This window comes from Actinomycetota bacterium, from assembly GCA_040755895.1.
In the GTDB taxonomy this organism is placed as follows: domain Bacteria; phylum Actinomycetota; class Aquicultoria; order Subteraquimicrobiales; family Subteraquimicrobiaceae; genus Subteraquimicrobium.
Window position 1 is genome coordinate 1 of the sequence record JBFMAG010000046.1, and the last position, 18021, is coordinate 18021.

19 protein-coding genes are annotated in these 18021 nt (G+C 48.5%); all 19 read left to right on the forward strand.

The genetic code is table 11. The features are described 5' to 3' along the window. On the forward strand, positions 1 to 940 hold a 940-nt coding region (locus AB1466_02145), incomplete at its 5' end, for a 4Fe-4S dicluster domain-containing protein (GenBank protein ID MEW6188903.1). A gap of 84 nt (positions 941 to 1024) precedes the next feature. Then, entirely contained in the window at positions 1025 to 1861 is an 837-nt protein-coding gene (locus tag AB1466_02150) for an FAD/NAD(P)-binding protein (protein MEW6188904.1), read from the forward strand. 248 nt (positions 1862 to 2109) lie between these two features. After that, complete coding sequence (gene gcvH, locus AB1466_02155; GenBank protein MEW6188905.1) at positions 2110 to 2565, forward strand: glycine cleavage system protein GcvH; 456 nt, start codon at positions 2110 to 2112, stop codon at positions 2563 to 2565. Between the two features lie 15 nt (positions 2566 to 2580). Then, positions 2581 to 4053 carry an FAD-binding oxidoreductase gene (locus AB1466_02160; GenBank protein ID MEW6188906.1) on the forward strand — a complete coding sequence of 491 codons (1473 nt, stop codon included), beginning with the start codon at positions 2581 to 2583 and terminating at the stop codon, positions 4051 to 4053. Then, entirely contained in the window at positions 4050 to 5156 is a 1107-nt protein-coding gene (locus AB1466_02165; GenBank protein MEW6188907.1) for a (Fe-S)-binding protein, read from the forward strand. The genes AB1466_02160 and AB1466_02165 overlap by 4 nt, the downstream gene beginning before the upstream one ends. Positions 5157 to 5158: 2 nt before the next feature. Further along, the gene (locus AB1466_02170; GenBank protein ID MEW6188908.1) at positions 5159 to 5950 is read left to right on the forward strand and encodes a hypothetical protein; all 792 of its coding nucleotides are present in this window, start codon (positions 5159 to 5161) and stop codon (positions 5948 to 5950) included. Positions 5951 to 6039: 89 nt separating this feature from the next. Further along, positions 6040 to 7662, forward strand: coding sequence for a DUF116 domain-containing protein (locus tag AB1466_02175; GenBank protein ID MEW6188909.1), 1623 nt, complete (start codon positions 6040 to 6042; stop codon positions 7660 to 7662). Continuing rightward, on the forward strand, positions 7608 to 8795 hold the full coding sequence (locus AB1466_02180; GenBank protein ID MEW6188910.1) for an NAD(P)/FAD-dependent oxidoreductase: 1188 nt from the start codon (positions 7608 to 7610) through the stop codon (positions 8793 to 8795). The genes AB1466_02175 and AB1466_02180 overlap by 55 nt, the downstream gene beginning before the upstream one ends. Next, complete coding sequence (locus AB1466_02185) at positions 8785 to 9714, forward strand: radical SAM protein (GenBank protein MEW6188911.1); 930 nt, start codon at positions 8785 to 8787, stop codon at positions 9712 to 9714. The genes AB1466_02180 and AB1466_02185 overlap by 11 nt, the downstream gene beginning before the upstream one ends. 245 nt (positions 9715 to 9959) lie before the next feature. Further along, positions 9960 to 11042 carry a radical SAM protein gene (locus AB1466_02190; protein ID MEW6188912.1) on the forward strand — a complete coding sequence of 361 codons (1083 nt, stop codon included), beginning with the start codon at positions 9960 to 9962 and terminating at the stop codon, positions 11040 to 11042. 198 nt (positions 11043 to 11240) lie between these two features. Continuing rightward, entirely contained in the window at positions 11241 to 12554 is a 1314-nt protein-coding gene (rsxC, locus tag AB1466_02195; GenBank protein MEW6188913.1) for an electron transport complex subunit RsxC, read from the forward strand. A gap of 16 nt (positions 12555 to 12570) precedes the next feature. Beyond that, positions 12571 to 13530, forward strand: coding sequence for an RnfABCDGE type electron transport complex subunit D (locus AB1466_02200; protein MEW6188914.1), 960 nt, complete (start codon positions 12571 to 12573; stop codon positions 13528 to 13530). Between the two features lie 29 nt (positions 13531 to 13559). Next, complete coding sequence (locus AB1466_02205; protein ID MEW6188915.1) at positions 13560 to 14084, forward strand: RnfABCDGE type electron transport complex subunit G; 525 nt, start codon at positions 13560 to 13562, stop codon at positions 14082 to 14084. A gap of 85 nt (positions 14085 to 14169) precedes the next feature. After that, positions 14170 to 14781, forward strand: coding sequence for an electron transport complex subunit RsxE (gene rsxE / locus AB1466_02210; GenBank protein ID MEW6188916.1), 612 nt, complete (start codon positions 14170 to 14172; stop codon positions 14779 to 14781). Then, positions 14781 to 15401 carry an Rnf-Nqr domain containing protein gene (locus AB1466_02215; protein MEW6188917.1) on the forward strand — a complete coding sequence of 207 codons (621 nt, stop codon included), beginning with the start codon at positions 14781 to 14783 and terminating at the stop codon, positions 15399 to 15401. Before rsxE ends, AB1466_02215 begins: the two co-directional genes overlap by 1 nt. A gap of 21 nt (positions 15402 to 15422) precedes the next feature. Continuing rightward, positions 15423 to 16262: an RnfABCDGE type electron transport complex subunit B gene (locus AB1466_02220; protein ID MEW6188918.1), complete on the forward strand. Its 840-nt coding sequence runs from the start codon at positions 15423 to 15425 to the stop codon at positions 16260 to 16262. 124 nt (positions 16263 to 16386) lie between these two features. Then, positions 16387 to 16761 carry a NusG domain II-containing protein gene (locus AB1466_02225; protein ID MEW6188919.1) on the forward strand — a complete coding sequence of 125 codons (375 nt, stop codon included), beginning with the start codon at positions 16387 to 16389 and terminating at the stop codon, positions 16759 to 16761. Continuing rightward, positions 16745 to 17332, forward strand: a complete 588-nt coding sequence (locus AB1466_02230) for a Gx transporter family protein (GenBank protein ID MEW6188920.1) — start codon at positions 16745 to 16747, stop codon at positions 17330 to 17332. The genes AB1466_02225 and AB1466_02230 overlap by 17 nt, the downstream gene beginning before the upstream one ends. Beyond that, complete coding sequence (radC, locus tag AB1466_02235) at positions 17320 to 18015, forward strand: DNA repair protein RadC (protein MEW6188921.1); 696 nt, start codon at positions 17320 to 17322, stop codon at positions 18013 to 18015. Before AB1466_02230 ends, radC begins: the two co-directional genes overlap by 13 nt. Positions 18016 to 18021: the final 6 nt, after the last annotated feature.

The following is an 18021-nucleotide window of genomic DNA, read 5'->3' on the forward strand; positions in this document are numbered from 1 at the left end:
TGTGGAGAGAGATCAAGATCTCCTTTTCGATGCCATTCAGTCCGGTGGGGAGATGACTCTTGGTCGTTCTAACTTCAAGATCCCTCCTAAGGAGATTTTCTTCCCGAGATCGGAGAAAATACTGGAATATGTTCAAGATGAGGAAGTCAGGGTGAGAGAGGTTCTCCCTCCTGAAGAGAAGAAGATTCTCTTTGGGGTCCGGCCTTGTGATGCCAAAGCCATTCTTCTCTTGGATAAGGTGTTTGATTCTCCTTACCGTGATCCATATTACTTGCGGAAGAGAGAAAATACCATCTTTATGGGGATAGGTTGTAATCTTCCGCAAAGTACCTGTTTCTGTACTTCCTTGGGAGGAAGTCCCTTCTCGGAGGATGGTCTTGACCTCCTATTCACGGACATAGGAGATCGTTTTGTGGTCAAAGGGATAACCGGAGAAGGCCAGAGATTGCTCGAAAAATACGAGCAATTCTTCGAGCGGGCAAAGAAATCGGACCTGGATAAGAAGCTCAATGTCGAGAAAGAGGCCATAAATAAGATTAAACCCAAAATCGCTTTAAAAGGAATAGAAAAGAGATTAGATGGAATGTTTGAGGATGCCTTCTGGGATAGGATATATCAAAAATGTCTTGGCTGTGCTGTATGTACTTATCTTTGCCCCACCTGCCACTGCTTTGATATCACCGATGAAACTATGGATGAGGGGGCCCAGCGCTTTTGCACTTGGGATTCCTGTCAATTCGCCTTGTTTACTTTACAAGCATCAGGCCATAATCCCAGAATGTCCGAGAAAGAAAGGGTGAGACAGAGGATAATGCACAAGTTCAATTATTTCGTGAAGAATTATGGGGAAATTGCCTGTGTTGGTTGTGGGAGATGCATCAAGAATTGCCCGGTCAACTTCGATATCCGACAAATACTCTTAGAACTGGTGAGAAAGTGATGGAGTGAGGGAGTGAGAAAATAAAACTCGAATCACTTCCTCACTTGAATCACTTGAATCACGCAATTTGAGGAAGGGATCAATGTGAACCCGTACCTTCCACATCTGGCAAAAATAAGTAAGATCATCGGGGAAACGGATGCCAACGATGTTAAGACTTTCGGGGTGGTCTTCGTGGATGAAGCCCTTCGACGAGACTTTACTTATAAACCCGGGCAGTTTGCGTTGCTCTCGGTTTTTGGAGTTGGAGAAGCTCCCATCTCCATAACATCGTCACCCACGCAGAAGGATTACTTGGAATTTAGCATCAAGCGAATGGGCACGGTAACCACCGCCCTGCATAATGCCACCGAGGGAATGATAATTGGGGTGAGGGGTCCTTATGGAAACTCCTTTCCCATCGAAGATATGGGGGGCAAAAACATCATTTTTATCGGTGGCGGAATCGGTCTCGCTCCCTTAAGATCCCTCATCAACTTCGTACTTTACGAAGAAAACAGGCGAAAATTCGAGGATATTATCATCATTTATGGAGCTCGAAGCCCCGGTGACCTGGTATTCAAATGGGAACTTGAAAAGTGGGGGAAAAGAAAGGATGTTGATTATTTCGTCACCGTCGATAAAGGCGATGGAAAGTGGCGTGGAAGGGTCGGTTTCGTCCCCGCCGTGTTAATGGAGGTTGCCCCACGTCCAAAAAACGCCGTGGCGGTGACATGTGGACCACCGATCATGATAAAATTCGTCGTCCAGAATCTTCAAGAGTTGGGATTTAAACCCGAGCAGATCGTGACCACCCTGGAGATGAGGATGAAGTGCGGGATTGGTAAATGTGGCAGGTGCAACATTGGAAGCAAATATGTTTGCAGAGATGGTCCCGTGTTTACCTACAAGGAACTTCAAGAGATGCCCAAGGAGTATTAGAAACTTTGGAGGTCCAAAATTCAAAGAATCAAAACGAATGAAATACGAGTAAAGATAAATCCTAAATCCCAATATCTAAATCCTAAATAAGCACGAATGACCAAAATCCAAATGGCCAAAACAGTTTTGAAAATTTGGACATTTGAGAATTTGGATTTGTTTAGAATTTGGGACTTAGGGCTTTGGATTTGAAAACTTACTTTCTTGAATCATGTCCAGGTTATATTAAAGCGCAAGGAGGTACGGAAATGGTGGAGATTGAAGGTTATCAGGTGGAGGAAGGGCTTTACTACACGAAGGATCATGTCTGGGCCAAGGTTGAAGGCGAAAACGTAAGGGTAGGAGCCGACGATTATGCGGGTAAGACAGCGGGGGAATTTACCTACGTGGACTTGCCCTTTGAGGGGGACGAGGTGGAGCAGGGAGAAACCCTTGCAAAGGTGCAATCCAGCAAGTGGGTGGGGAAGTTAGCGGCTCCCGTGAGCGGTGAGATTGTCGAGGTGAATGAGGACCTCGACCGCGATGCCTCCCTTTTAAATAAAGATCCCTATGGTAAGGGATGGATAGCTCTAATTAAGGCCACAAATCTGGAATCGGAATTAAGGAATTTGATCTCCGGAGATGCTGTGAAGGACTGGATGATGGCTGAAGCAGAGAAGGCAGAGAAAGAGGGCTACCGGGAAAAGGCGGAACAAGCCGAGTAAATTGAGGAGGTATCAGTGTCACTTTATGAGGCTCTCTGTCAAATTGTAGGGGAAGATAGCATCTCCAGGGACGAGCTCGATCTCCTTTGTTATTCTCATGATTTGGCACCTCTACCCCAGGAGCTTCTCAAAAGCTTTGGCATGCTGAATCCGGAAGTCGTAGTCAGACCCCGAAGCACCGAGGAAGTCTCCAGGGTCGTTGAGTACGCAAATAGGGAAAATCTTCCCATTACCCCCTGGGGGGCAGCGACTTGGTCGCTCGGTGGAGTCCTGCCCATCGAAGGGGGAATAGTCCTCGATCTCTCGGGTCTCAATGAAATTTACGAGTTTAGCCCCGGGAATGAATATGTACGAGTGGGCGCGGGACTCGTCTGGAAGAGATTGATGGATTTCTTGGGGACCAGAGGGTTTGAGGTGGGCGTGCATCCCACGAGTGCCCCCTCGGCTACGGTAGGCGGCTTCATCGCCACCGGGGGAGGTTCCGGGGTTGGTGTAACCCAATATGGCTCATTGGGGGACCAGTTGCTCTCCCTCAAAGTCGTTCTGGCTGACGGCCGGATCATCGATACCGATCCCTGGGATTCGTGGTTCTTCGTGGGAAGCGAAGGCACTCTCGGTATAATCTGCGAAGTCGTACTGAAGATATATCCAAAGGGTGAAATGAAGCACTTGATGTATGGATTCGATGCCCTGGATCATGGTGTGGGCTTCCTGCAGTTTTTAAACGGGATAAGACCCCATTTCTATTCCTTTTTGGATGAAGAATTCATAAGGTTTTTGAATCAAAAGGAGAAAGATCTGCCGGGAAAAGAGTTAACGGTGGCGGTAACCCTCTCCGGAACTCCGGAGGAAATAGCGGTATATGAAAAAAAGATCGATGAAGCCTGCCAGGGTGAAAAATATCTTGAGCCTCTTGCGGTCGAAGAATGGGAGGAGAGGTTCAAAATCGTCTTGAGCCTCAAAAGCTTGGGACCAACCTTCTTCTCCCAGGAGATACGAATCCCCATAAGATTCCTGGGAAAGGTTCTGGTTGAATTGAAGGAGCTCCTGAAGAACGAGAGGTATCTCATTGAGGGAGTTGGAGGCGATTTTGGCTCCATACACATCCTTCCCTTAATAATGACGGATGAGAGGAAGAAGAGTGAGTTTTTCAGGACATTCTCCCTCGCCTCTAGCATCGCCGAAATCGGATACAAATATCATGGTTCTATTTACGGGATTGGACTCTACAATACTTCTCATTTGCCCAGGATACATGGGCATTCTCTGAATGTTATGCGAGACATAAAGCACGCCTTTGATCCCAAGCGAATCCTCAACCCCTCCAAGACCACCCAAATGAGGATCCCGGCCTTTCTCTTTAACGCCGTTCCCAGGATGATGGGCTCAGCTCCAGGGCTCGTCTCAACCTTTCTTAAGGCGGTCAATCTCCTTCCCGGGAGATTGATCCGTGCGGGCTTAAGACTCATGGGAGGGAAATTGAGATGAGAGAGCATTTGGTCGAGGATGCCTACACCTGTGCCAGTTGTGGGTTCTGCCGCTTTGGCTGCCCCGTGTACAGGGAGATCGGCTTCGAAGGCGCCTCCGCTCGTGGCAGAATGTATCTCTTGAAGAGGGTTTTTGAGGGAAAATTGGGCTATACCGAAAGAGTAGTGGATTCATTTTATATGTGTGCTCAGTGCCAGAATTGTAAGCAACTTTGCCCAACGGGAATAGACTTTGGAGAAGACGTTGCCATTCTTAAGGAGATGTTCGTCCGGGAGGGCAAGCTACCTTCCTACCTCTTTCCATTGAGGGATAACGTAATTGAAAAGGGTAACCCCTTTGGGAAGGATGCAGAGGAAAGGGGGGAGTGGTTGCCGGGTAAATATCAGACCCCTGAACCCAGCGAATATCTTTATTTCGCGGGTTGCTCCGCTTCTTATGCATCCACGAGGATCGCCAAGTCCATCGTTAAAATTTTGGACCAAATCGAATTCGATTTCACCGTTCTGGGCAAGGAGGAGTCCTGTTGTGGCAGCCCGCTGGAGCGGATGGGGGAGATCACAAAGGCTGGGGAGCTGATGGAGAAGAATATGGAGAAGTTCAAGGAATTGGGGGTCGAAACGGTTATCGTCTCCTGTGCCGGGTGTTTAAAGACCTTCACACACTCCTATCCCAAGGACTTCAAAGTACTCCACGTCACCCAATTATTCGATCAGTTGATGAGGGAAGGACGACTTGAGTTCCAAAAGGAGCTCGATAAAAAGGTCGTTTACTTCGATGGATGCGATATCGGTAGACATTGTGGCATCTACGAAGAGCCAAGGAATATCCTCCGCTCCATCCCCGGCGTTAAGCTCATTGAATACGAATATTCCCGCGAGGATGCGCTTTGCTGTGGTGGACCTTTAGCCTCGAGCCAACCGGACCTGGCGCATAAGATCGCCTCCAGTCGGGTAAGAGAAGCTAAGGAACTTGGAGCGGAGATCATCGCCACCGCTTGCCCGACGTGCATGGTTAATCTCAAGGAGGGAGCAAAACTGATCCAGATTGAGATGGAGATCCAGGATATCCCCATGCTTCTTCCCAAATTTTTAAAGAAGGGATAGATATGAGCCAAAAGATGGTGGAGTTCGTGGAGACCGACATCATCAAAATAAATGGGGAAGCGAGTCTCAAGGACATCTATCGGGAAATCGATGGCTATGAACTCTTCGTGGAACCATTGAGCGCCGAGCAGCCGATAGGTGATTTCATCTTGGAGGGCGGGTTGGGCTTCAATTCCTTTAAGGAGGGGAGCTTTGGCTCGAAACTCTTCGGTATCAAGGTTTCATCCCCGGCCAAAAGTTTTGAATATGGGACGGATTATATGACCCTTTATAATGTGGGCTTTCCCCTTCACAGGATCATGGAGGGGTCTCCTCATCCCGTCTACGACCGGGAATTCGGCAAAATCATTCAAGTTACCGTGCCCATTCGCTTGAGAGAAGAGATTGAAGCCCGTTACATCGCCAAGGATGTTGAAGAAATCTTCCCTCCAAAGACGGCGACAAATCTCCTTTTTCTCAATGATTTTGGTGCGAGGTTGATCGGGCTCGACAGCCCCGGTTGGGTAGCCACTTATCCCAAAGATTTTCCGGGTGAGGGGAAGTTGAAGAACGAAATTTGGGAGAAGAGATTTCTCTTGGATCGATTACCGAAGAACCATGGGCTTTTGAATGCATTCAGCCTTCGCAGCGGTTTGGGGGCGATCTTCAGATCCTTTAAGGGCGTGGAGGGTCTCTTTCTCGCTTTGGTTACCAAGAAGGGTGTGTTGATAAAGATGTCGGGAGAGGAGGCAAGGCTCAAAGATATTGAGGGCAAGATCTCCAAAGTTTCGATGCGAACGCTCATCTGGCTATAATTCTTTGTTTTACGAATGTGTACGAGCAGCCCCTTTCAAGTGTTACCTGTAAAAAATTAACGGGAGGGTTTAACCTGAACAAATGGCGAGTGCTGGACACAGGAATACGTACAGCGGCTGAAAATATGGCACTGGATGCGGCGATACTGGAGGCTAAAGCCAAGGACCTCATCCCCAACACCTTGCGCTTTTTGCGGTTTTCCCCTCCTGCCGTTTTGGTTGGCTATCATCAGAGCATAGAGCAGGAGGTTAGAGTCGATTTCTGTCGCCAAAATGGCATCGACATAAATAGACGAATAACTGGTGGGGGAGCGATATTCTTCGATCCTTCTCAGCTGGGGTGGGAGCTCATCGGATCCAAAGAGAGTCTAAATTTCTCGGTTGCCTCGGAGACATTTTTTAGGAAGGTATGTTCAGCCGTTACTTGTGCCTTAAGAAAATTGGGTCTTGAAGCCTCTTTCCGCCCCAAAAATGACATAGAAATCGAGGGAAGGAAGATTTCCGGTACCGGAGGAACGGAAGAAAGCGGCGCCTTTCTCTTTCAGGGGACTTTACTCATGGATTTCGATGTGGAGATGATGTTAAAAGCCCTCAAAATACCGATGGAAAAGCTCAAGGACAAGGAGATAGAATCCGTGAAAGACAGGGTCACCTGGTTAAAGCGTGAGTTGGGTTACCTGCCCAGCTTGGGAGAGGTCAAAGGGGCCATAAGGGAGGGTTTTGAGGAGGTATTCCAAGTTGAATTCTTCGAGGGAAATTTAACCGCGGAAGAAAGGGATTTATTCGAGTGGAAGGTGGATGAATTCCATTCGGACGAGTGGATTCACAAGGTGAGGTATCCCACTCACGAGAGGCAAATCCTCAAATCAACCTATAGGGCGAAGGGTGGATTGATTAGGGTCACATTGGTGGTAAACACGAGATTCAAAAGGATACAAAGCACCTTGATCACCGGGGATTTCTTTGCCTTTCCCAGGAGAACTATCTTTGACCTCGAGGCGGTCTTGAAGGACATCGAGGCCAGTGAGGAGTGTGTGAGAGAAAAGGTTCTTCATTTCTTCAAGAGTTGGGGTTATAAGGTCCTCGACGTTTCACCGGAGGATTTGATTGAGGTGATTATCGAAGCGTTGAAAAAGATCGATTATCCGCAATATGGCATATCCCTCTCAGAGGGGAATGAAATCTTCACGGTGAACGGTACCCTTGAGGAGATACTGAAAAAGGACATTCCCATCCTACTACTTCCCTATTGTGCCAAACTTAAGGGGTGCAAGTTTAGATACGAAAAGGATTGCATCGAGTGTGGAAAATGTAGTGTTGGCGAGGCTTACAGGATCGCTAGAGGGAGAGAGATTGTGCCCATTACCATTGTAAACTTTGAAGATTTGATGGGTACCCTTGAGATGTGTAAAACTCAAGGCATTGAGGCCTTCGTGGGCAGCTGTTGTGAGGCATTTTATGCCAAACATCGAGAGGACTTTGAGAGGGTGGGACTGCCCGGAATATTGATCGACATCGATAATAATACCTGTTATGACCTGGGTAAAGAGCAGCAAGCTTATGCCGGGACATTTGAGAATCAAACGCAGTTGAAGTTGGACTTACTCAGAAAGATCCTTTCAAATCTCCAAAGCAAGGATGTGATGGCATGTCCACCATGCCTACCGGCAGGCCCGCCTGCCGGACGGATAGGCAAGTCAATGGAGAGTTGAAATACGATTTAGTCGTCGTTGGGGCTGGACCAGCTGGAAGTACAGCGGCAAAAGTTGCCTGCGAGGAAGGTATAAGCGTCCTCGTGTTGGAGAAAAAGGCGAGTATAGGGAGACCCGTTCAGTGTGGCGAGTTCGTTCCCAAAGCCCTCTGTAGGGAGGTGGACATTGATAAGCGGTGCATTGCACAAGAAGTCGACATAATGAGGACATATATGCCTGACGGGGGAATCATTGAGACGAATTCTCCGGGGTTTATATTGAATAGAGCCCTCTTTGATGAGCTACTGACCATAGAAGCTGCAAAAGCCGGGGCTCACATTCTGCTTCGAACAAAGGTTATTTCCATCCGTGGGAGAGGAGTCATCGCCAGACCTGTCTGCCCTGCCCGTCCGGCAGGATGGGATGGTGAGGAGATAAATATAGAAACCAAGGTGGTAATCGGTGCCGATGGTCCCATCTCCACCGCCGGTGGCTGGATCGGTCAAGTCAATCGAGAGTTCGTTCGTTGCCTGCAATATGAGATTCCCCTAAACCGGGATATTAAAACAACGGAGGTCTACTTCGATCCAAGGTATAGAGCAGGCTACGGTTGGCTTTTTCCCAAAGGTGAGACGGCAAATGTGGGGGTAGGTATTAGAGTTGGGAGTCGAGCGTCGAGAGTCGAGAGACGAGCATTGAGAGAGGCACTGGAGCACCTTGTTTCGAGGTTGGAGAGGGATGGAAAAATTAAGAGGAGCATTTTAAGGGTCAGCAGTGGACTCGTTCCCGTGGGAGGATACTTGAGGAGAACCTGGTGTGGAAATATCCTCCTGGTGGGGGATGCGGCGGGGCAAACGGATCCCATCTCTGGGGCGGGAATCCTCTCCGCCATCCTTTGCGGAAAGATCGCCGGAAGAATCGCCGCCATGTCCATAAAGCGGAATGATTTGGGGATTTTAGAGGAATATGAGGTGGAATGGAAGGACATTCTGCAGAAACCACTGGATAGGGCCCTTAGAAGACGTAAATTCCTGGATGCACATTGGCCCTGCCCTCCATCGCTCAACTCATCGACGGATAATGGTGAGAAAGAACTATCGCAACTTTTGAGGGAGAACTGGATCGCGTTCAGAGGATATTATCGTGAAACTTAAGATAACGGAACTACTGGAAAATTCGAGGGAGTTATCCTGGCGAAACTTCGGCAGGGAAATTATCTTCTATCTGCCGGGGATGTTTACATTAAATGGAGATCGAGGCAGGTACCCGGCAATCTCCATCACCGGGGATAGATGCGAACTCAATTGTGATCACTGTCGTGCCCGGATATTAGAGTCCATGATCCATGCCACAACACCCGAGGCATTGGTGAAGAGGTGCCTAAAGCTAGAAGAACAGGGCAATATCGGCTGTCTGATAAGTGGAGGCAGCTTAAGAGATGGAACCCTACCCTGGCTTAGATTTGCCGATGCCTTGGCCAGGATAAAGGAGGAGACGAATTTAAAAATCTCCATACATACCGGGTTGATAGATTTTGACACCGCTCAGAGGCTCAAGGAGGCTGGTGTGGATCAGGCACTCATAGATGTCATAGGAGACGATGAAACCCTCAAGCGCGTATACCATCTGGATGTGGGAATTGAAGCCATAAAGAGTTCATTGGATGCCCTGACTACAGTGGGGATTCCAATCGTCCCCCACATCGTCGTTGGATTGTACTATGGCAGAATAAAAGGCGAGCTCGAAGCCTTGGATATGATTTCAGGTTACAACCCATCCGTTCTGGTGGTGGTATCTTTGATGCCCTTGTTGGGGACGCCGATGCGGGATGTTGTCTCCCCTCCCCATTCTCAAAAGATTGCCGAAATTTTAGCCACCGCTCGCTTGAAAATGCCCAATATTCCAATTTCTCTGGGTTGTGCACGTTCGAGGGGGAGAGATGGCAGCTGGATCGAGACCATGGCCGTCGATGCCGGGGTAAACAGAATGGCTTTATGGTCGGAAGAGGCGATCGAGAGGGCAAAGCGGTATGATCTAAAAATCGAATTTCGCAAGACCTGCTGCTCAATTTAAAATCAACTGTCCTTTGGCAAAAATTAGCTCATTAAGCTAAAACATAAACTTGATTTTTAAGACCATGATTTTAATGAAAAATTTAAAGCATTTTTATCTTTACATTTTGCATTTGAGATAGCAGCATAATAGCATACGAAACCTTAAAGAAGTTCGTATAAAATTTGGCTAAACTAAGTAAAATCAAAAGGAGCCGAGCAGCGAGCGACGAGAGTCGAGAAACGTATGGAGTGTCGTACATTTCCATGAGTAGGGATAAATCTATGGAGATTGCAAGGACTGATTTGCGGGGAAAAGAGTTCATAAGGGAGAGTCCAGAATACTTGAGAACGAGCATGGCGGCGGCCATAACTCTCGGTTTCCGTCCCGGACGCTTCTACAGGGATGCCAAGTTATCCTGCATCAATCTGCTGATGACTTACTCGGAGGGATGCATGGCCAATTGCGCATATTGTGGCCTTTCCAGGGGACGCTCAGGGGAATTTGACCAAAAGAGTTTCATCAGAGTGGATTGGCCGGTTTATGAGCTGGATGAGATAATAACTCGAATCGAGGAACGGAGAGATAGGATCAAGAGGATCTGTGTCTCCATGATCACAAATCCCAGGGCCACAAGGGATTTGATCACAATCGTCGAGAGAATCAAGGCCCATTTGGATATCCCAATCTCTTTGCTCATTACCCCCACAATTCTCGAGGGAAAGGACCTTGTGGAATTTAAGGAAGCGGGGGCGAATATGATAGGTGTGGCTGTGGATGCCGCTACACCGGAGCTCTTTAAGAAACATAGGGGAAGAGGTGTCCGCGGTTTGCACAAATGGGAGACTTATTGGGAGGTGTTCAGGAAGGCTGTGGAAATATTCGGTCTCCGCAGGGTGGGAGTCCATCTTATCGTTGGACTGGGTGAAACCGAGAAGGAGATGACTGCCACCATTCAAAGGGTACATGATCTGGGTGGAAGCACCCACTTATTCTCCTTTTATCCCGAGGTAGGTTCCAGGCTTGAGAATCAATCTCCTCCACCCATGGGTCAGTACAGGAGAATCCAACTTGCGAGATATCTCATAGATGAGGACATAGTCACCTTTGAGGATTTTATCTTCCATCCAAGGGAGCGGATTGAGGATTTTGGGATATCGGAGGATAGTTTGATGGACATCATCGATACGGGTTTTCCCTTTATGACCAGCGGATGCCCAAGTGAGGATGGGGAGGTAGCTTGCAATCGACCATATGGAAATGAACCACCGGGTCCAGGGATAAGGAATTATCCATTTAGGTTGGAAGGGGAAGACATCGAGCGAGTAAAAAGGGAGTTGTGGAAATGATTGACCAATTTAATAATTGCCAAAATCTGTATTTCCATTATATAATTGACATCCGCACGGCTCAAGTCAGTTTGCCGTAGCTGCTCCCCGACGAGTCGGGGCGACGCCGTTTGCTCATACTTGCTCTCAAGCCCCTGAGCAGCAAGTTTATGGTTTTATGACCCAAGTATATCTTTGCTGATTTGAAGTGAGGGGAAGATGAGACTGAGGACTTTTGAGGGAGGCATCTATCTTCTAGGGAGAAAAGAGGCTACACAAAACAAGCCCATTGAGGATATCCCCTTGCCACCGGAAGTGGTCATCCCCTTGCACCAGCACGTAGGTCCCCCCTGTGATCCCTTAGTCCAGAAGGGGGATCGAGTTCTAGTCGGGCAGAAGATAGGGGATACCGATACCTTTATTTCCGCACCAATCCATGCCAGTGTCTCTGGAGAGGTCAAGGCCGTCGAACCCCATCCCCATTTCACGGGCACAGAGGTTTTGAGTGTGGTTGTAGTCCCCGATGGTGAGCAGGAAGAAGTAAGACTTGAAGTACCAGATCAAGATAAACTCACCCCAGATCGGGTACGATCCATAGTTAGAGAAGCGGGCATCGTGGGCTTGAGCGGAACGGTCTTTCCCACTCACGTCAAGCTCTCACCTCCGAAGGAGAGCCCCATAGAGAGCGTGATCATAAACGGCTGTGAATGTGAACCCTACCTCACCGGCGACTACAGAAGTATGCTCGAATCAACGGAATCCTTGATCGTTGGATTGAAAATAATCCTGATGACCGTGGGGGCAAAGAAGGGATACTTTGGGATCGGGGTCGATAAAGCCGAGGCCATAAAGAGGATCGAGGATTTAACGGCTCGCGAACAAAACATCGAAGTGGTGCCGCTGGACACCAAATATCCCCAGGGTTCGGAGAGGCATTTAATCAAAGCAATTTTGGGAAGGGAGGTTCCGAGGGACGGAGTGCCCATGGATCTCGGAGTCCTGGTCCAAAATGTCGCCACCACCATTGCCATCACACAAGCTGTGAGGGAAGGAAAACCTCTCGTGGAACGGGTGCTCACCGTAACCGGGCCGGGAATAAAAAATCCAAAAAATTTGAGGGTGAAAATCGGCACCTTGGTCAAATATCTCATTGAACAATGCGGGGGATTTGAAGGTGAGCCTGGGAAGATAATCTTCGGAGGGGTGATGCGAGGGGAGGCCCAATTCAGTTTGGATGTGCCCGTGGTCAAGGGGTCACAGGGCATAGTAGTGCTGCCCAAAGAGATGGCTGAAGTTTCATCCCCGCGCCCCTGCGTTAGATGTGGTAGGTGCGTGAAGGTGTGTCCGATGTCTTTGATACCTATCTTCATCGTTACTTATGTGATGGAGGACAAGATCGATGAGGCAAATGCCGCGGGTGTGCTGGAATGTGTGGAGTGTGGAGCCTGTGGTCTCATCTGTCCAACGGAGATACCCTTCATTCAATATATAAGATTTGCCAAGAACATCTTGCTTAAGGAGAGGAAAACCTAAGGAGAGAAAGTCCAACATGGCTCAGGAAGAGCTCGAACTCGTTGTATCCGTTCCACCTCATATCCGTGAAAGGGAAGAAGTTTCCCAGATCATGTTCTGGGTTGTCTTAGGCTTGTTGCCTGCAACCCTTGGAGGCATTTACTTCTTCCACTTTTATGCAATAAAGGTCATCGTACTCTCCATTTTAGCTGCGATTGCAACGGAGGCTTTATTCCAGAAAACCCGAAGGCTACCTACAACCATAAACGATGGCAGCGCCATTGTCACCGGTCTTCTTCTGGCTTTATGTCTGCCTCCAAAGGTTCCATGGTGGATTCCCGTGGTCGGTGGATTCATCGCCATCTTTCTGGGCAAGCAGATATTCGGAGGTCTGGGCTATAATATTTTCAATCCCGCCCTCGTCGCTAGAGCCGTGCTACTCTTATCATGGGCTGAACATATGACCAAGGATTGGTATACCGCCTTGAAGGTCGACGCCATCGCCAGGGCAAGCCCCTTATTCCTTGCCAAGCAGGTGAAATTGGGTTTATTTCAGGTGGATCTGACTCGTTTCTACAAAATTTGCTTATTTGGTAATCCCAGTGGTTGCATCGGCGAAGTTTCAGTGTTGCTCCTTTTAATTGGGGGCGGCATTCTCTTATGGCGAGAAATCATCGATTGGCGCATTCCCGCGGGTTTTATTGGAAGTGTCGCCGTCCTTTGTCCGCTCTTGGGAATGGATCCGATCTTCCATGTTCTCGCCGGGGGCTTGATCCTGGGAGCCTTCTTCATGGCCACCGATTACGTGACTTCGCCCATCACCCCCAATGGAAGATTGCTTTTCGGAATAGGTTGTGGTGCCATTACCATATTGTTGCGGTCTTACTCTATATTACTCGAGGGTGTGACCTATGCCATTTTATTCATGAATGCATGCACACCCCTGATCGATAAATATATCCAACCCCGAAGATTCGGAGTTTCGAAAGGGAAATGAGGAATATTATAAGACTCGGGGCAACATTAATGATGGTTTGCCTTATAGCGGCCGGTGGTTTGGCTGCTACGTATAGCCTTACGGAAGAGAGAATCAAGCTGCAGGAGAGGGAGAAGCAATTCAAGGCGTACATGGAGCTCCTCCCCGGGATAACGAGCACCAAGGATTTCAAGGAGAGAAAGGATTTGTGCTCCAAGCTCAAGAACGAGTATAAGGATTTGGACAAGGTCTTCGAGGGCTATGTGGAGGGGGAAAGGGTTGGTTTCATCGTTCAAAAGATACCAAAAGGCTATAAGGGACCAATAAAACTGGCCGTGGGAATAACCGTAAACGGAAAAACGAGTGGAATCGCCGTCATAGAACACAGCGAGACTCCGGGTTTGGGTGCTAAAATAGAGGAAGCCTCCTTCCAAAAGCAATTCAAGGGGAAATCCCTAAGCGATCCACTCGAGGTGGGAGAGGATATAGACGCCATCAGCGGAGCCACTACGTCGTCAAAAGCAGTTACAAATGCGGTCAAAGAAGCGCTTGAGTTATGCGAGAAGATAAAATAACCCAAAATTTGGTAAAATAGGTCACTTGACAATATACAGTGAAGAAATTCTTAAGGTAAGCTTAGATAGTTAAGGGGGCGTGGATATGAATCAATTGTGGCACGATTTTAAGAGTGGTATCGTCGCCGAGAATCCCCTCTTGCGATTGATGATCGGGTTGTGCTCAGCCCTAGCCGTGTCCACGCGGGTGGAATACGGCATCTTCATGGGCATCGCCGCAACCTTCGTCCTATTTTCCTCGAATATCATCATCTCCGCCATTCGGAGATGGACGCCCGATCAGATAAGGATTCCCATATTCATAACCGTGATTGCCTCCTTCGTGACCATTGTCGATCTGGTGATGAGGGCTTATTTTGTCGCTGTATATGATGTACTCGGAGTCTGGATCCCCTTGATCGTCGTGAACTGCATCATTTTGGGGCGAGCTGAAGCCTTTGCCTACAAACATAGCATCGTGCGTTCCGCCGCCGATGGATTGGGGATGGGCGCGGGCTACACGTTCGTGCTCCTGGCAATGGGCTTCATCAGGGAGTTATCGGGCACGGGCAAGATAATGCTTTTCGGGCAGACCTTGGTGAGTTTGAGCGCTGGCTTTGAGCCTCCATCCATCATGATTCTGTTCCCGGGAGCCTTTTTGACCTTCGGTTTTCTCATGGCATTGCTCAATATGTTGCAAGGTAGGAGGAGGAGCTAATGAGCGAAGCGCAACGTCTATTCTTTCTATTCTTAGGAGCCTTACTCATTTATAACATCTTACTCATCCGCTTCATCGCTCTCTGCTCCTTCTTCGGGGTCTCAACCCGGATGACCACATCCATCGGGATGGGGTTGGCAGTTATCTTCGTGATGACCATGGCAAGTGCGGTGAGCTGGGTTGTCTGGAATTATGTTTTGGTCCCCCTTCACGTGGGCGAGTTCCTGTATATTCCAGCCTTCATTTTGGTCATCGCCAGTTTGGTCCAGTTTGAGGAGATGGTCATAAGGAAGATAAGCCCCACGCTCTTTCGAGCCATGGGGATTTATCTTCCCCTGATCACCACCAATTGTGCTGTTTTAGCTGCGGCGACGGAGAGCGTAAAACCCGGTTTTCTGAAATTACATATCCCCTACCGGTTTTCCTTTATCGAATCAATCATTTATACTTTGGGTGTCGCCCTTGGTTACACCATTGTCATCATAATGTTCACGGCGATTAGGGAGAGAATCGAGGGAGCGCCGATTCCATCCTCCTTTAGAGGCTTTCCCATTGCCTTCATTGTAGCTGCCCTGATGTCCCTGGCTTTCATGGGATTTGCGGGATTGTTTGGATTGTAAATAAGATTTGGAGGAAAGACAATGTGGATTATCTTAAAGGCGGCTCTTTCCATGGCGGGATTGGGATTGGGGCTCGGAATTATACTGGGTATAGCCCATAAGAAATTCGCCGTGGAAGTTGACCCAAATGTTGAAAAAATACTGGATGTTTTACCTGGAGCGAACTGCGGAGCCTGTGGTTACGCGGGATGCGAGGGAGCAGCGGAAGCCATAGCCAAAGGAGAGGCTCCCGTTGAAGCCTGTGTCGCTGGTGGACACGAGATTGCAGAGCAGGTAGCTCACATACTGGGAAAGGATGTACAAAAGAAGCGCAAGCCCACAGTATCGCTCGTTCATTGCAAAGGCGGTAAATCGAAGGTCTCCCACCGTTATAGATATGATGGTATCCCCAGCTGTAGCATGGCCCAGCAAGTGGCTTCAGGATCCCTAATGTGTACCTATGGCTGTCTGGGATTTGGCGATTGCGTGAGGGCTTGCCCCTTTGGCGCCCTATCTTTGGATGGGAATTCCATGCCCCAAGTGAATGTGGACAAATGCACGGGATGTGGGCTCTGTGCCAACACATGCCCCAGGAATATCATTTCCTTGGTGCCCAAGGATGCTCCTGTAATTGTATTTTGCAATTCGAAGGATAAACCGAGAATCAAGCGGAATATCTGCACCGTGAGTTGCATCGGTTGTAAGGCTTGTGAGAAGGTTTGTGAGGTTGATGCCGTCGTAGTCCAGAATAATTTGGCCGTCGTGGATTACGAAAAATGCAACGGTTGTGGAAAATGTGTCGAAAAATGCCCCAGAGGCTGCCTCAATTTTCTTGAGCTCAGCCCCAAGCTTAAGCAGCTGAGTGCCTCTCAAAGCTCATAACTTTAACCCTGCCTGCCGGCAGGCACAGGCAAGAACTTCCTCACTCCCTCACCCGAATCACTTGAATCACACATATCATGGGTGTTAAACTTATGCTAATTTCGAAGCAATTGAGAGGGAATCGATGCTCACCCGCTACGATAAAGCATTGATTTATTTTTTGCTCCTTTTGGCGTCCTTGACATTCGCGATGAGCGTGAATTTTGCCAATATTGGAAGAGCTGGGGGACTCGCCATCTCGGTTTATGGTCGTGAGGTGGGACACTATTCTCTATATCAAAGCCGAAAGGTCAAGGTCCAGGGACGCCTGGGGATAAGCGTGGTCGAGATTTCGGGGAGCAAAGTTCGGATACTCTCTTCCCCATGCCCAAGGAAGGAATGCATGGCACGGGGATGGATAAGCAAACCAGGTGAGGTCATCGTCTGTGCACCCAACGAGGTTGTCGTGAAAATCGTGGGAAGCGATGAGGGGAAACCGATCGATGCCGTATCAAAATAGGGGAAAAGGGGTTTCAATCGCGGATTTGGTGGAGATACGCACCCGAAGGTTGGTGCTACTATCCCTCTTTTTGGCTTTAGGCATCCTTCTTTATGCTGTCGAAACGCTTTTTCTTCCCCCCTTTCCCCTACCGGGTGCCAAGCTTGGCCTAACGAATGTGGTCACACTGATGCTCCTCATTTTTTATTCTTGGCGAGAGTGTCTATACAATGTTTTGGCTCGCACCATTTTGGGCTCTTTAATCGTGGGGACATTCCTTACCCCAGCATTTTATCTCAGTTTTGGCGGTGCATTGATGAGCACATTCATTATGATCTTTATTTTCAACAGGTTTTATGGGAAATTTAGCTTGGTTGGGGTGAGTCTTACCGGATCGACCGCCCACAACATGGTACAATTAACCCTCGCCGGTGCTTTAATCGCTCATCATTGGGGTGTTTTATTTCAGGCTCCATTTTTGATACTGATCGCCATACCGACGGGAGCTTTCAACGGAATCGTCGCTACATACCTGGTGAAAAGATTGTCCGCTGGGAACATCGATTTTGTGAGGGAGAGTTGGGTAAGTTGAGATATCACCTTACAATCAAAGAATTACCACCCGAGGTGAGACCAAGGGAGAGGCTCTTTCGCTCCAGCGCGGGCAGTCTCTCAAATATAGAGCTTTTGGCGATCATCATCGGGACTGGCAGCAAGGGACAGACAGCCCTTCAACTCAGCCAAAGGATTTTAAGCGAGTTCGAAAGCTTGGGAAATTTAAGTGGTGCCAGTTTGGAGGAACTCTCGAAGATAGATGGGGTAGGCCTTGCCAAGGCGGCAAAGGTTTTAGCCTCCCTCGAATTGGGAAGGAGATTGGTGCTGGCTTTACCGTTCAAAAGGACGGTGATCTCCGCCCCCGAGGATGTGGTGGATTTGCTCATGCCCGAGATGCGTTACTTGGATAAGGAACACTTCAAGGCGTTGATACTGAACACCAAAAATGAGATCCTAAGGATCGTCGAGATTTCCGTGGGGAGCCTCAATTCTTCCATTGTCCATCCTCGGGAGCTATTTAAGACTGCCATTAAGCACAGTGGTTCAGCTCTGATCGTGGTCCACAATCATCCAAGCGGAGACGCGTCTCCAAGTTCCGAAGATATTGCCCTCACGAAGCGGTTGGTCAAGGCGGGTGAGATTTTGGGAATCGATGTGCTGGATCACATAATTCTCGGAGATGGAAGATTTACCAGCTTAAAAGAGCGAGGATTGCTATAATTAATA

Coding starts and splice junctions, on each gene's coding strand:
- gcvH (MEW6188905.1), top strand. CDS start 2,110: ATGGTGGAGATTGAAGGTTATCAGGTGGAGGAAGGGCTTTACTACACG.
- AB1466_02165 (MEW6188907.1), top strand. CDS start 4,050: ATGAGAGAGCATTTGGTCGAGGATGCCTACACCTGTGCCAGTTGTGGG.
- AB1466_02170 (MEW6188908.1), top strand. CDS start 5,159: ATGAGCCAAAAGATGGTGGAGTTCGTGGAGACCGACATCATCAAAATA.
- AB1466_02180 (MEW6188910.1), top strand. CDS start 7,608: ATGCCTACCGGCAGGCCCGCCTGCCGGACGGATAGGCAAGTCAATGGA.
- AB1466_02190 (MEW6188912.1), top strand. CDS start 9,960: ATGAGTAGGGATAAATCTATGGAGATTGCAAGGACTGATTTGCGGGGA.
- rsxC (MEW6188913.1), top strand. CDS start 11,241: ATGAGACTGAGGACTTTTGAGGGAGGCATCTATCTTCTAGGGAGAAAA.
- AB1466_02200 (MEW6188914.1), top strand. CDS start 12,571: ATGGCTCAGGAAGAGCTCGAACTCGTTGTATCCGTTCCACCTCATATC.
- AB1466_02205 (MEW6188915.1), top strand. CDS start 13,560: ATGATGGTTTGCCTTATAGCGGCCGGTGGTTTGGCTGCTACGTATAGC.
- rsxE (MEW6188916.1), top strand. CDS start 14,170: ATGAATCAATTGTGGCACGATTTTAAGAGTGGTATCGTCGCCGAGAAT.
- AB1466_02215 (MEW6188917.1), top strand. CDS start 14,781: ATGAGCGAAGCGCAACGTCTATTCTTTCTATTCTTAGGAGCCTTACTC.
- AB1466_02220 (MEW6188918.1), top strand. CDS start 15,423: ATGTGGATTATCTTAAAGGCGGCTCTTTCCATGGCGGGATTGGGATTG.
- AB1466_02225 (MEW6188919.1), top strand. CDS start 16,387: ATGCTCACCCGCTACGATAAAGCATTGATTTATTTTTTGCTCCTTTTG.
- AB1466_02230 (MEW6188920.1), top strand. CDS start 16,745: ATGCCGTATCAAAATAGGGGAAAAGGGGTTTCAATCGCGGATTTGGTG.